The 14143-nt window shown below is 36.9% G+C and carries 15 protein-coding genes; 12 read left to right on the forward strand and 3 right to left on the reverse strand.

Features of this window, described 5'->3' with window-relative positions; all coding sequences use genetic code 11:
• Positions 1-48: 48 nt before the first annotated feature.
• Positions 49-876: a pyruvate, water dikinase regulatory protein gene (locus J3U69_RS02925; protein WP_220234560.1), complete on the reverse strand. Its 828-nt coding sequence runs from the start codon at positions 874-876 to the stop codon at positions 49-51.
• Positions 877-1065: 189 nt separating this feature from the next.
• Here J3U69_RS02925 and rpsU point away from each other — a divergent pair, with 189 nt between their 5' ends.
• The 10 genes from rpsU (at position 1066) to rpoD (ending at position 11169) form a co-directional block, all read left to right on the forward strand.
• Positions 1066-1242 carry a 30S ribosomal protein S21 gene (gene rpsU / locus J3U69_RS02930; RefSeq protein ID WP_009560161.1) on the forward strand — a complete coding sequence of 59 codons (177 nt, stop codon included), beginning with the start codon at positions 1066-1068 and terminating at the stop codon, positions 1240-1242.
• 125 nt (positions 1243-1367) lie between these two features.
• Complete coding sequence (locus tag J3U69_RS02935) at positions 1368-1811, forward strand: GatB/YqeY domain-containing protein (RefSeq protein WP_267412969.1); 444 nt, start codon at positions 1368-1370, stop codon at positions 1809-1811.
• A 22-nt stretch (positions 1812-1833) separates the two neighbouring features.
• On the forward strand, positions 1834-2796 hold the full coding sequence (locus J3U69_RS02940; protein WP_267412971.1) for a PhoH family protein: 963 nt from the start codon (positions 1834-1836) through the stop codon (positions 2794-2796).
• Positions 2796-3320, forward strand: a complete 525-nt coding sequence (gene ybeY, locus J3U69_RS02945) for an rRNA maturation RNase YbeY (protein ID WP_267412973.1) — start codon at positions 2796-2798, stop codon at positions 3318-3320. Before J3U69_RS02940 ends, ybeY begins: the two co-directional genes overlap by 1 nt.
• The gene (gene era, locus J3U69_RS02950; RefSeq protein ID WP_267412975.1) at positions 3320-4228 is read left to right on the forward strand and encodes a GTPase Era; all 909 of its coding nucleotides are present in this window, start codon (positions 3320-3322) and stop codon (positions 4226-4228) included. The genes ybeY and era overlap by 1 nt, the downstream gene beginning before the upstream one ends.
• Position 4229: 1 nt before the next feature.
• Positions 4230-4985: a DNA repair protein RecO gene (recO, locus tag J3U69_RS02955; RefSeq protein WP_103751658.1), complete on the forward strand. Its 756-nt coding sequence runs from the start codon at positions 4230-4232 to the stop codon at positions 4983-4985.
• Between the two features lie 250 nt (positions 4986-5235).
• A complete protein-coding gene (gene glyQ, locus J3U69_RS02960; protein WP_220219692.1) occupies positions 5236-6153 on the forward strand; it encodes a glycine--tRNA ligase subunit alpha in 918 nt (305 codons plus the stop codon).
• Positions 6146-8212 (forward strand): glycine--tRNA ligase subunit beta, encoded by a 2067-nt coding sequence (gene glyS, locus J3U69_RS02965; protein WP_267412978.1) that lies wholly within the window; start codon positions 6146-6148, stop codon positions 8210-8212. The genes glyQ and glyS overlap by 8 nt, the downstream gene beginning before the upstream one ends.
• A gap of 25 nt (positions 8213-8237) precedes the next feature.
• Entirely contained in the window at positions 8238-10034 is a 1797-nt protein-coding gene (gene dnaG, locus J3U69_RS02970; RefSeq protein ID WP_267412980.1) for a DNA primase, read from the forward strand.
• A 13-nt stretch (positions 10035-10047) separates the two neighbouring features.
• Positions 10048-11169 carry an RNA polymerase sigma factor RpoD gene (gene rpoD / locus J3U69_RS02975; protein WP_220219689.1) on the forward strand — a complete coding sequence of 374 codons (1122 nt, stop codon included), beginning with the start codon at positions 10048-10050 and terminating at the stop codon, positions 11167-11169.
• Positions 11170-11577: 408 nt separating this feature from the next.
• Here the strand turns inward: rpoD and J3U69_RS02980 are convergent, their stop codons facing one another.
• Both J3U69_RS02980 and J3U69_RS02985 read right to left on the reverse strand, forming a co-directional pair.
• On the reverse strand, positions 11578-12018 hold the full coding sequence (locus J3U69_RS02980; protein WP_220219688.1) for an 8-oxo-dGTP diphosphatase: 441 nt from the start codon (positions 12016-12018) through the stop codon (positions 11578-11580).
• Positions 12019-12048: 30 nt separating this feature from the next.
• Entirely contained in the window at positions 12049-12519 is a 471-nt protein-coding gene (locus tag J3U69_RS02985; RefSeq protein ID WP_267412981.1) for a hypothetical protein, read from the reverse strand.
• A gap of 144 nt (positions 12520-12663) precedes the next feature.
• Between J3U69_RS02985 and J3U69_RS02990 the strand changes: the two genes are divergently transcribed.
• Both J3U69_RS02990 and J3U69_RS02995 read left to right on the forward strand, forming a co-directional pair.
• Positions 12664-13347 carry a tRNA (adenine(22)-N(1))-methyltransferase gene (locus tag J3U69_RS02990; protein WP_267412983.1) on the forward strand — a complete coding sequence of 228 codons (684 nt, stop codon included), beginning with the start codon at positions 12664-12666 and terminating at the stop codon, positions 13345-13347.
• Positions 13340-14137 (forward strand): Nif3-like dinuclear metal center hexameric protein, encoded by a 798-nt coding sequence (locus tag J3U69_RS02995; protein WP_267412984.1) that lies wholly within the window; start codon positions 13340-13342, stop codon positions 14135-14137. The genes J3U69_RS02990 and J3U69_RS02995 overlap by 8 nt, the downstream gene beginning before the upstream one ends.
• Positions 14138-14143: the final 6 nt, after the last annotated feature.

The raw sequence follows: 14143 nt of genomic DNA on the forward strand, positions 1-14143 counted from the left end.
TGCAATTAATCGAACTCTTCCAAGGTTATCTGCTAGATAATATAATTACTAATCTTCAATCCCTAAATGTTTTAAAATTAGTGCTGCCGTTTCTTCAATTGAGCGGTGAGCCACGTTAATGACATAGCATCCCAACTTATCATATAGCTTTTTAGCAGAATCAAGCTCAGCTTTGATAGCATCGGTATTCGAATAAGTAGTATCTGGGTTTAATCCGTATGAAATCATTCGTTGGCGCCGAATTTCATTTAAAACCGACAGGTCATTAGTTAAACCAATTATTTTCTTAGGATCAACTTTATATATTTCCTTTGGAATATGCGTGTCGGGAACTAGAGGCAAGTTTGCGACTTTTAAGTTCTTGTTAGCTAAAAACAATGATAATGGGGTTTTAGAGGTTCGTGAGACTCCTAGTAAGACCACATCAGCTTCAAGAAAGCCTTTTGGATCTTTGCCATCATCGTACATTACTGCAAATTCCATCGCCGAAATGCGGTCAAAATATTTTTGATTCATTTTATGCTGGGCACCAATTTTCATTTGTGGTCGCAAACCGGTAGTTTTTTGAATTGCTTCCATTGCAGGGGAGAGAACGTCAACGCTCTCAATATGATGCTCACGCACGAACCGTATTACTGGAATTTGCATTTCATCCTTAGCCAAACTGTAGATAATAATTAAATTAGGGTAATTTTCTACCTCTTGGAAAGTTTCCTCTAATTTTTCTTTATTAATTATAAATGGGTAACGCCGATAATTAATTTGTGCATCGGGAAACTGTGCAGCTGCAGCAACAGCATTGTTAAAAGCAGTATCACCAGCCGAATCCGAAATAATTACTATGTTAACTTCTTTTTTTGGTGTTTCTTCAACCATTATTAGCTCCTTTTTTTCTCTAATTATACAATTTAAGCACCCTCATTAACAGATTTGAAATAAAAAATAGTCTGACGCACAAATTTTTTTGAAAAATATTGTACGTATGTATTGACCGATTAATATGGTTTGATATAATTTATATAAATGCATGACGGTTACGTCAAGAAATGGAAGGAGGGATCACATATGGCCAAGACAGTCGTTCACGAAAACGAGTCTATTGATGATGCTCTTCGTCGTTTTAAACGTTCCGTTTCAAGAAGTGGTACTTTGCAAGAATATCGTAAGCGCGAATTCTATGAAAAACCTAGTGTCCGCAGAAAGCTGAAATCAGAAGCAGCTCGGAAGCGTAGACATTATTAATGGATTTGAAAAGACACCTATCAATTGTGGTAGGTGTCTTTTTTAACATTAGTTATTTTTTTGCCAATCTAGTCCAGGAATTTGGTATAATTTATCTAGGTTTTAATTAGAAAGAGGGAGTTACTTTGAGTTTATCTGAACAAATAATGTCTGATATGAAAGAAGCAATGAAGGCACGTAATAAAGTGAAACTTAACACTGTGCGAATGATTAAGTCTGCTTTAATGAATGAAAAGATTAAAGTAGGACATGAATTGAATTCCGATGAGGAACTAACCGTTCTTAACCGCGAAAAAAAACAGCGTGAAGAATCAATTGCCGAATTTGCCAAAGCTAATCGTGATGACTTAGCTGATGAAACTAAAAAAGAACTGGCTGTTGTTGAGAGTTACTTGCCAAAGCAGCTCTCCGATGATGAATTAAGCGAAATAGTTACTTCAACAATTAAAGAAGTTGGTGCTACTGGAAAAGCAGATTTTGGTAAAGTAATGAAAGCAGTGATGCCAAAAATCAAGGGTAGAGCCGATGGTAAAGCAGCTTCTGACGCGGTACGCAGCCAGCTTGGTTAATTAAGAAAAGGAGCATGGATATTTGGTTCAAACCACTTTTATTCCAAAAAATCCAGAAAACATTCAAAAGCTTGTTGGGGTTAATGATAGCAACTTAACTCTTTTAGCCGAAGGCTATGATGTTAATGTTACGGATACTGGCAATGAAATTATTATTGAAGGTGCTAATGAAGACGCTAATACTAAGAAAGTATTGGCTGTTTTAAAGGCACTTGATAATGTTGTCAGTGCCAATATTAATATCGGAGCTCCCGATGTCGTCAGTGCGATGAAAATGGCTGACAAAGGAACAACAGAGTATTTTCCTGACCTGTATAAAAAGATTTTAATTCGTGATGCTAAAGGCAAACCGATTAGAGTCAAAAATATGGGACAAAAGAAGTACGTTGAAGCAATCGCCAAAAATGATGTTGTATTTGGTATCGGACCTGCTGGTACTGGTAAAACGTTTTTGGCTGTTGTTTGTGCAATAGCAGCTTTTAAAAAAGGTGAGGTTTCCAGGATAGTTCTTACTAGGCCTGCTGTCGAAGCTGGCGAGTCACTGGGATTTTTGCCTGGCGATTTAAAAGAAAAAGTTGATCCGTATTTGCGACCAATCTATGATTCTCTATATTCCATATTGGGAACAAACACAACTGATCATTTGATGGAGCGCGGAGTAATTGAAGTTGCCCCCTTAGCCTATATGCGAGGACGGACTCTGGATGATGCTTTTGTAATTCTAGATGAAGCACAAAACACCACCGATGCGCAGATGAAAATGTTTCTAACTCGGTTAGGCTTTAATTCCAAAATGATAGTTAATGGTGATATGACCCAGGTAGATTTACCTGGACGTCAACGTAGCGGATTAATTGACGCGCAACACATTTTGAAGGGAATTGAACAGATTAAATTTATTCAGTTTTCCGCTAATGATGTTGTTCGTCACCCGGTAGTAGCCAAAATTATCAATGCTTATGAAAAGGAAGATGAACGAAATTAATGACACCAATCGAAATCACTTACAATGATGAAGTCGGTTTTTTAAAAAATAACGACCAAAATTGGCAAGATTGGATTGCTAAACTGCTTTTACTTGCTAAAAATGAAATTGGCAAGAAAAATAATTTGGAAATGAGCATTAATTTCGTTGACGAAGAACGTAGTCAAAAAATTAATGCCGAGTATCGTGAAAAAGATCGGCCAACGGATGTCATTTCTTTTGCAATTGAAGATGGCGATGACATGCTTGATTTTGCTGCCTTTGCAGCTGATCCAACTTTTCAAGAGGATATTGGCGATTTATTTATGTGTCCAAGTGTCATAAAGCGTCATAGTGAAGAATATGGTACTGGTTGGGAACGTGAATTTGGCTACACACTAGTCCATGGCTTTTTACATTTAAACGGCTACGATCATATTGATCCAAAAGAGGCTAAAGAAATGTTTGGGATTCAAGGTAAAGTTTTGGAAGACTATGGTTTACCGCTTTATCCTGATCAATTAGATAAAGGCAGAGGAAAATAATGTCTGAAGAAAAGAAAAATAAATCTGGTTTTGTTGCGTTACTTGGTCGTCCCAATATTGGTAAATCGACTTTAATGAATTTTTTAGTTGGACAAAAAGTAGCAATTACTTCTAATAAGCCGCAAACTACGCGAAATAAAATATCCGGCATATATACCACCAACGATATGCAAGTTGTTTTTGTCGATACGCCTGGAATTTTTAAGCCTCATGTTGAGTTAGATGATTACATGGATAAAGCCAGTGTCTCTAGTTTAAATGAGGTCGATTTAATTTTATTTATGGTTGAACCTGAAAAAATGGGTAAGGGTGACCAGTACATTATCGAATTGTTGAAAAAGGTTACGGTACCAGTATTTTTAGTGATTAACAAGGTCGATCAGGTTAACCCTAATGAATTATTGCCGATCATTGATGACTATCGTCAATTAGGAATTTTCAAGGAATACCTGCCGATTTCTGCTACGCAAGGTATTGGTATTACGGATTTAAATAAAGTTCTTTATGACTATTTGCCAGAAGGTCCTGCGTATTATGATCCTGATCAAATTACTGATCGCCCAGAATACTTTATGGTGGCAGAGTTGATCCGAGAGCAAATCTTGCAGCTTACTGCTGAAGAAGTACCTCATGCTGCGGCTGTTTGGGTTGAACAGATGAATAAGCATGAAAATAATAAACTCCAAATTGAAGCAACTATTTACGTCGAAAAAAGCGGCCAAAAAGGAATTATTATTGGTAAAAATGGCAGTATGCTTAAGAAGATTGGTATTAATTCACGTAAGCAAATTGAAGACTTACTCGGTGAAAAGGTAAACTTACATCTTTGGGTAAAAGTTCAACGTAACTGGCGCTCTGATCCAAGATTTTTGAAACAAATTGGGTATAACACCAAGGATTTAACTTAAAATGGCGCGCGAACTGAAAGAAGTTCAAGGAATTATTTTTAAACGACAAAAATTCCATGAAGCTGATTTACTAGCTAAAATCGTGACGCAAAAAAATGGCATTATTACGATGATTGCTCGCGGAGCGTTGAGGCCAAAATCAAAATTAGGGGCAAGTCTGCTTAATTTTTCATATGGTACTTACGTCATCTATTCTTCTGGTCAAGGATTAAGTAACTTACGGACGTATAAGAATGTTAAGCAATTTGATGGCATTTTTAATGATTTAACCAAAAATGCTTATGCTTCATTTATTTTAGATTTAGCCGACCACGCTTTTATTGAATACCAAAACATTGGTAAATATTACGATTTGCTTTTTTATGCTCTTCAAAAAATTGATGCTGGAACAGACCCTGAAATGATTACTCAGATGGTGCAAATGCAGCTATTAGCCGCTTATGGAGTTGCACCAGAACTGCGGCACTGTGTAATTTGCGGCAAGGAGCAAGGTGAATTCGATTATTCAATTAAACAGGGTGGCATCTTATGCAGTCAGCACTTTTACGTAGATTCTGCCCGTCTTCATTTATTACCGAAAGAAACTGCCGTTTTGCGTACAATTGCTCTTTTACCTTTTGAGCGTTTGGGAACAGTAAAAATTAATTCTGCTACCAAGAAAGCTACCCGTAAAGCAATCGACCGCATTTACCAAGAAACGATTGACCTTAATTTAAAAACGAAAAAATTCCTTGATGAGTTGAATTTATCCATGTAAAGCTTTAGGTTAAATTGTTATTATGGTAAAATATTAGTGTGTTTTGACAAAGATGAGGATCAGAGAAAGTACCAGTAAAGCGAGTGTCGGACGGTGCAAGGACATCTGGGAAAAGGCACCTCTAGTCAATCTAATTAAGAGCAGGGAATAATTATTAATTTTCCTGAATTAGGGTGGAACCGCGATTTAATCGTCCCTATGCAAGTTTTGCATAGGCTTTTTTTATGGCCTAATGCAGGGAGGAACAGACATGGCAAAGAAAAAACTGACAATTCAAAATATGATTTTTAAACTTGAAGAATTTTGGTCTTCAAAGGGCTGTATGGTTATGCCATCATACGATGTTGAAAAAGGGGCAGGAACGATGAGCCCGTATACATTCTTACGAGCTGTGGGACCAGAACCTTGGGCTGCTTGTTACGTTGAGCCTTCAAGACGCCCAGCTGATGGCCGTTATGGAGATAATCCCAATCGGCTTTTCCAACACCACCAATTTCAAGTGGTCATTAAACCTGCTCCAACCGATATTCAGCAATATTATCTTGATAGCTTAAAAGTTTTAGGCATTAATCCGCTTGAACACGATATCAGGTTTGTCGAGGATAACTGGGAGAATCCATCAATGGGTTGTGCCGGTGTCGGTTGGGAAGTTTGGCTAGACGGAATGGAAGTAAGCCAATTTACTTATTTCCAAACGGTCGGTGAACTTGACGTAAAACCAACGATGAGTGAAATCACTTATGGTGTTGAACGATTAGCTTCCTATATTCAAGACGTTAACTCTGTTTTTGACTTGGAATGGGGTAACGGAGTTTACTATCGTGATATCTTTAAAGAAGCCGAGTATGAAAATTCAAAATATGCCTTTGAAGAATCTAATCAAGAAGATTTATTGAAATTCTTTGATGTCTACGAAAGAACTGCTAAAGAACTAATTGGGTTAAACCTAGTTCAACCAGCTTACGACTACATCTTGAAATGTTCACACACCTTTAACTTACTTGATGCACGCGGAGCAGTTTCTGTTACTGAACGTGCTGGCTATTTGGCAAGAATTAGAAGTATGGCACATGAAATAGCTACTTGCTTTGTAGAAGAGCGTGAAAAGAGAGGCTTTCCTTTGTTAAAGAATGCAGAAGATAAGAATGCGGGGCTTGAAGATGACTAAAGATTATTTATTTGAAATCGGTACTGAGGAAATGCCTGCGCACGTTGTTTCGCGTAGCGTTAAGCAACTTGCCGAAAGAACCGAAAAATTCTTAAAAGAAAATGGTTTAAAATTCAAAAACGTTAAAACTTTTTCTACTCCTCGTCGACTCACAATCTTAGTTGAAGAATTAGCTGAAAAGCAAGATGATATCGATGAGATAAAAAAAGGGCCAGCCAAAAAGATTGCTCTGGATAAAGACAAAAATTGGACAAAAGCAGCTGAAGGTTTTGCGCGTGGCCAAGGAATGTCAACTGACGATATCTACTTCGAAGAACTTAAGGGAACCGAGTATGCATACGTTCACGTTCAAAAAGAAGGTAAAAAAGCAGCTGATATCCTCTTAGGCATGAGCGACATTATCAAAGCAATGACCTTCCCGACAAAAATGCGGTGGGATTCACACGACTTTGAATTTGTTCGTCCAATTCACTGGTTAGTTTCCTTATTTGGTAGCGATGTTATTCCTGTAAAAATTTTAGATATTACAGCTGGTCGTAAAACAGAGGGGCACCGCTTCTTGGGCGACTCGGTGGTGCTTGCAAACACTGCTGATTATGAGGATGCTTTGAAAGATCAATTTGTAATCGTTGATGCAAAAAAGCGTAAAGAAATGATTGTTGATCAAATGAATCAGCTGGTTAAAGAAAATAATTGGCAAATCAAAATGGACCAAAATCTGTTAGAAGAGGTTACAAATTTAGTTGAATATCCAACTGTTTTTGCCGGTTCATTTGACAAAAAATATTTAGAAATGCCACAAGAAGTCTTAATTACTTCAATGAAAGATAATCAGCGCTATTTTGAAGTTTATGATCAAGACAGTCATTTAATCAACCACTTTATTTCTGTCAGAAATGGTAATAAAGACTACTTAGAAAATGTTGTTTCTGGTAATGAAAAAGTGTTGGTTGCTCGTTTAGATGATGCCCAATTCTTTTATGATGAAGACCGTAAATACCCGTTGAGTCATTTTGTAAATAAATTAAAGAACGTTTCTTTCCATGATAAGATTGGCTCAATGGCAGAAAAAACTGTCCGGGTTCGGATCATCGGTGATTTGCTTGCTAAACGGTGGAAGTTAGACGAACAAACGATTAAGGATTTTGATCGGGCAAGTGAACTGTATAAATTTGACTTAGTAACCCAAATGGTTGGTGAATTTGCTGAACTTCAGGGAATTATGGGGATGCATTACGCTAAACTTGCTGGTGAAAAAGATGATGTTGCCGTTGCAATCAAGGAACATTACATGCCGACAACTTCCGAAGGTGAATTACCTGAAACTACAGTTGGCTCCTTATTGTCAGTTGCAGATAAGCTTGATACCATCATCACCTTTTTTGCCGTTGGCATGATTCCAAGTTCTTCAAATGATCCATATGCTCTTCGTCGTTATGCTTACGGTATCGTACGAATTTTGTTGAAGCAAAAATGGTCTCTGCCATTTAAAGAAGTTTTACCTGAAATTGTTAGTGCTCTTGACGGTAAGACACCAGCTAAATTACCAAAAACAGCTGAACAAGACGAAGAAATTGCAGCCTTTATCCGTGATCGAATTAAGCAATATTTGCAGAGAAATAACTTTAAGTACGACATTATTGATGCAGTTCTTGCTTCCAGCCAACAAGATCCAATTCAGATCTTAGCAGCTGCTAATGTTTTGCAACTACACCATGATGATGATAAATTTAAACCAGTGGTTGAAAGTCTAATCAGAATTAAGAATATTCTGAAAAAAGCCAAATACAAGGGTAAGAATGTAGTTAATCCCGATTTATTTGCTAATGAGAGCGAGCAAGAATTATATGCTGGCGTTAATGCACTAAAAGATATTTCTAACTTAACTGATTTGTATGACGGTTTTGTTAAATTACAACCAGTTATTGACCGCTACTTCGAGACTAATATGATTTTAGATAAAAACGAAGAAATTAAAAATAACCGGTTAAACCAATTAAGTGCAGTTGCTGAATTAGCCGATAACTTGGGTGATTTGAGTAAATTAGTAATTAAATAAATAGTTTAAAAAAGCGGGTGAAAAAATGGCTGGCTTAATACCTGAGGAAACCATTGCCAAAGTTCGCGATAATGTTAATATCGTTAACGTGATTAGCCAGTATGTTTCTCTTGAAAAGAAAGGGAAAGATTATGTCGGACTATGTCCTTTTCATGAAGAAAAAACGCCTTCTTTTACCGTTAATGAGGGAAAGCAATTTTTTAAGTGCTTTGGTTGTGGCAAAGGTGGCAATGTTTTTACCTTTTTAATGGAAAAGGAAAACCTGACTTTTCCTGAAAGTGTTCAAAAGGTAGCTGAGATTGCTCATATTGATGTTGGTGAGTTTACCAACAAAACACCAAAATATTCCAACATTTTAATTAAAATAAATGAGGAAGCAGCGGATTTTTATCATCGCGTTTTGTTGTCAACCAATGCAGGTAAACGGGGATTAGATTATGCCCATCAACGTGGACTGACTGAAGAAATTATTGATCATTTTCGGATTGGGTATGCACCAAAGCAAAATAATCTGCTCTTAACTTACCTTCGAGGACATGATTACCAAGATCAGGATTTAATTGCGAGTGGCTTATTTGTTCAGGCACAAAGTGGGGAACTATTCGACCGTTTTCGTGACCGCTTAATGTTTACCTTAACAAATGAGGGCGACTATGCAGTTGGTTTTTCTGGTAGAAGGCTGTCTAATGATAAAACCGAAGCCAAGTACATGAATAGTCCAGAAACAAAGGTTTTTGAAAAATCAAACGTACTTTTTCATTTTGCTGAAGCCAAAAAAGCAGCAAGAACTGAAGGACATTTAGTATTATACGAAGGATACATGGATGTAATTGCTGCCTATCAAGCTGGTGTTAAATCAGGGATTGCTTCTATGGGGACAAGCCTAACCGAGCAGCAGGTTTACATGCTTAAGCGTATTACCAAAAACATTATCATCAATTACGATGGTGATGATCCTGGAGTTCATGCTGAAGAACGTGCTACTAAGCTATTTGAAAAAGCAGGTGGTTTTAATCTCGGAGTCGTCGTTCTTCCCGAAAAGTTGGATCCAGATGAGTATGTCAAAAAATACGGTGTAGAAAAATATCGTGACGAAATCAAAGGCGCTTTAACGCCAACCGATTTTTACTTAAAGCGGCTGGCTAAAAAATATAATTTGAGTAACGATCGCGAAAAATTATTATATTTAGACGAAGCGGTTCGAGAGATTGCACAATTATCTAATCCAGTTGAACAAGACCTCTATTTAGAAAAAATTGCACGGCAGCAACGAGTCTCGCTTGATTCTTTAAAAGTAAATTTGGTTAAATATCGCCGGCAGTTTAATGCCGCTCAACAACATAAAGGTAATCAAAGTATGGTGAGCGCTGAACAGGATGCGCCACCTGAAATAGTAGCTGATACTTCACCGGCTAATGATCCGGTACAAACGAGACTTTTATATTTATTTATTCATTCAGAACACGCTCGTGATTACTTACTGGAAAATAAGTTTTTATTTCCAGATCAAAATTACCAAAAATTAGCGGAATTATGGTTAAATTTTAGTGAAACCCAAGAAAAACCGACAGTGAATAGTTTTTTAAATTTTATTCCTAGTCAACTTCAAGGTATAATAGTAAATGCTGAAATGACAGACATGCCCCAGGATTTTTCTGATCGTGAACTTAGTGAACAAATTCATGCACTGCAAATGCGGCAAGTAAATGATCAGCTGCATGATTTGATGAATAATCTTCAGGATGCCAAGCGCAAAATGGACTCTGATGAAATTATTACAATCACACAAAAGATTTTACAATTAAAAAGAATCCAGGGTTAAAGGGGGGCTTACAGTGGTAGAAAAGAAAAGCACTAGCAAAAATGAACAACCATCTTTAGATAAAGTCGTTAGAGATGTTGTTAAAGCTGTAAAAAAGGAAAAATCAATTACAGAAAATGAGTTTGTTGATCGTCTAGTTAAGCCCTATAAACTGCAGGGCAAAGCAGTGGATCAATTAGTTCAAGAATTCGAAGACAACGGCATTAGCATTGTAGACGATAAAGGTGAACCATCTAAACTAGCTCTGAAAAAGCAAAAGGATGTTGAAAAAGCTGAACTGAAGGATATGTCTGCACCATCTAGTGTTAGAATGAATGATCCGGTTCGGATGTATTTAAAGGAAATCGGTCGTGTTCCGCTTTTAAATGCCGATCAAGAAATTGCTTTGGCCAAAAGAATTGAAAAAGGCGATGAAGAGGCAAAACAAGAATTGGCTGAAGCTAACCTTCGGTTAGTTGTTTCAATCGCTAAGCGCTATGTTGGTCGTGGAATGTCTTTTCTTGACTTAATTCAAGAAGGTAACATGGGGTTGATGAAGGCCGTCGATAAGTTTGATTATAGCCTTGGGTTCAAATTTTCAACCTATGCTACTTGGTGGATTAGGCAGGCAATTACTCGTGCGATTGCTGATCAAGCTAGAACTATCAGAATTCCTGTTCATATGGTTGAAACCATCAATAAACTGATTAGAATTCAAAGACAACTACTTCAAGACTTAGGACGTGAACCGACTCCTGAAGAAATTGGTGCAGAAATGGATATGCCGACGAGTAAAGTGCGTGATATCCTAAAGATTGCCCAAGAACCAGTTTCTCTTGAAACTCCTATTGGTGAAGAAGACGATTCTCATTTAGGTGATTTCATCAAGGATAAAGATGCCACTAGTCCTGAGCAGCATGCTTCGTATGAAATGCTGAAAGAACAACTTGAAGAGGTCTTGGACACTTTGACTGATCGTGAAGAAAATGTTTTACGATTACGTTTTGGTCTTGATGATGGTCGGACTAGAACTTTAGAAGAAGTTGGTAAAGTCTTTGGTGTAACCAGGGAACGAATTAGGCAGATTGAAGCAAAGGCTTTGCGGAAATTACGTCATCCAAGTCGTTCTAACCAATTACGCGACTTCTTGGACTAAGACTGATTAATTTAATGTGTTAAAGTGATATTTTTTCTTAACAAGGAAATATCACTTTTTTGTTTACCAGAATATTTGATTCTCCTTGATTTAAATAAAAAATTTTATCAAGTAAAAATAGGGGGGAGGACTGTATAAAAAATGTGAAATTAGAATTAATTTCACCAGTTCATAATATAGGAGTATTTAACTGGCCATTAAAGACTATTGCTACTCATGACAGACACTTTGCTAAAAATGTAGTTGGTCATTTTTACAAAATAGCCTGTTTGTCGCTTACAGATAACCATGAATGATACTATGCTTTTAATCTAATGCTAATCACAAAAAAACACTAGTAAATACCAGCTAGTGTTTTTTTATTAGTATCAAAGAAAAATAGTTGCCTTGCGAGGTTGGGGAATAACTTTAAAAGAGTTGATCACGTGCTCCATCTAAAAGATGTTCATCGATTTTATCATCAAAATAAACAAGTAAATCGCGATCAAAATTATAGGCTAACTGCGTATTAAGTAACTCCTGTTTTGTCATCCAGGTTAAATCACCTTCGTCTGATGCTTTTACTTGTCCTTTAAACTTAGTTGCAGTATAAAAAAAGACAATATAACGATGGTCGTTGTCATCATAAAACTGTTTTAAACCACAAAGCCGTGGATTTTCAATTGTCAAATTTGTCTCTTCTTTGACTTCCCGCACAACGGAGTCATAGAACGATTCGTGATCCTCAACATGCCCACCAGGAAAAGTTAATCCGGGCCAATTAGGATCATTTCGATTTAAAACCAAAATCTTCTTATCTTTTACAATCATGCACATATTAGTCAAAGTGACCGGCTCGGTTCTGTCCATTAATTTTCCTTTCAAATTTGTCCTAAAATCTTATTTATTAAAGGGATGGAACGGAAATGCTCTTCCGTTAAGCTTAATGTTAAATTCTTGCTTAGTGATGTTAATTTCAATTTTGGGTTTATCTGCTAGGCTGCTAGCGTCAGGCTGAGCTGTATTCTCCCAACTTCTGGATAATTCATCAAAGTTGCTGACACAGCGATAATCAGTTTTAAATAAATCGGGATTGGTAATTTGTTTAGCAGTTTTAACATTCACTGACGTCGACTCATTTTCAGAATCAGCAAGGAAGGCTTCAGTGACCTGCTTAAGAGCTTTACTTAATGCAGCTGGATCATTGATATTTTTATACGAAGCATTATCAACGCTTGCAACATGAATTAATCCAGCAGAATTAGTTGAGTCGCTATTTGCAGTCTCGGAACTTCCGCAAACAGTTTTCTTTTCACTATTTTCATTTGCTTTCAGTTGTGAATCTAAAACATCGGGGTCAGTTTTATTCATCTGAAAATATCCTCTCACTCTTCTAAGTACGATATTTTAATTATAAAACTTTTATACCCCAAAAATACAGAGGTTTCTGGTTATTTTACCCAAAGTCAGAAAAGATTATGCTAAAATTTTTATACAAAGAAAGTAGGAAGAAAAGTGAATTTACGATTAAATAGTTTGGCAGCAATGGTGGATGAAGGCGTTCGAATTGCTGATATTGGAACTGATCATGCTTATTTACCAATTGAACTCATTAAAAGTGGCAAAATATCCTATGCAATTGCCAGCGATATAGCAAAGGGACCGCTGGATAACGCTAAAAAAGATGTTCAAGAAGCAGGTTTAGCAGATCAAATAGATATTCGCTTAGGTGCAGGATTATCAACGGTCTCTGAGCGTGATCAAATTGATACGGTGATTATTGCCGGTATGGGTGGAAAATTAATCACTCAAATCTTAGATGATGCCTGGCAGAATAAGTTGCAGTTTAAGACATTGGTACTTGAACCAAATGTTGGCGAATGTGGCGTACGTAAATGGTTGACTGAACATTCATATGTAATCAAAGCTGAACAAATTGTGGCAGAAGCCGGTCATACTTACGAGTTAATTAAGGCGGTTAAGTCGCAAACAAAGAGTAATTTGTCTACGGCAGAATTGTATTTTGGACCATTCCTATTACGGGAAAAAAATGATATTTTTAAGCAAAAATGGCTCGGACAACTAAAGTATCACCAGTCCTTATTAACTAACCTTAATAAGGCGAAAAATAAAGATTTAGTCCATATCAAGCAAGTTGAACATGAAATAAAGATGATTGAAGGAGTATTAAATGACTAAAGTTGCAGATATCGTGGCAGTTTTACAGCAGTATTTTCCTGAGAAAATTGCCAGTAAAGGTGATCCAGTAGGAATTCAGATTGGTTCATTAAATCAAGAAGTTAATTGCGTCATGACTACATTGGATGTGCGCCCGCAAGTAGTTGACGAAGCGATTGCCAACAAAGTTGACTTGATTGTCAGTCATCATCCCTTAATGTTTCGTCCTGCACCCAACTTAAATTATGCTGATCCCCAAAATGAAATGTATGCCAAAATAATCACCAATAACATAACTGTTTATTCCATTCACACCAATTCTGATAAAGCTGAGAATGGTTCAAGCGACTGGCAGGCCGAAGAATTGGGTTTACAAAATGTCGAACCATTCTGTCTTGATGACGATGGCATTGCGATTGGCCGAAAGGGTAATCTGCCTGAACCAATGAGTGCTTATGATTTTGCTTACTATGTCAAAGATAAGATGAAAATTAAAATGGCCCGCTTGATTTGTGCTAATAATGAACAAAAAATTTCTAGTGTCAGTTTTATTTGTGGTGATGGTGGCAAGTACTGGCACCGTGCGGTAGAAGAGAATATCGATGCCTTTATTACTGGTGATGTTTATTACCATACTGGCCATGATATTATTTCTTCCGGATTGACAGTTGTTGACCCTGGGCACTATACAGAAAAATTATTTAAAGATAAAATGTATGAAAAGTTAATTAAATGGAATGAGGTTAATCAGTGGCAAATTAAGATTAAGAAATCTGTCGTGTCCACTAACCCATTTCAGGATTTGTTTTAAAAGGAG

Origin of the sequence: Lactobacillus sp. B4026, from assembly GCF_026535825.1 — a bacterium.
Classification (GTDB): domain Bacteria; phylum Bacillota; class Bacilli; order Lactobacillales; family Lactobacillaceae; genus Lactobacillus; species Lactobacillus panisapium.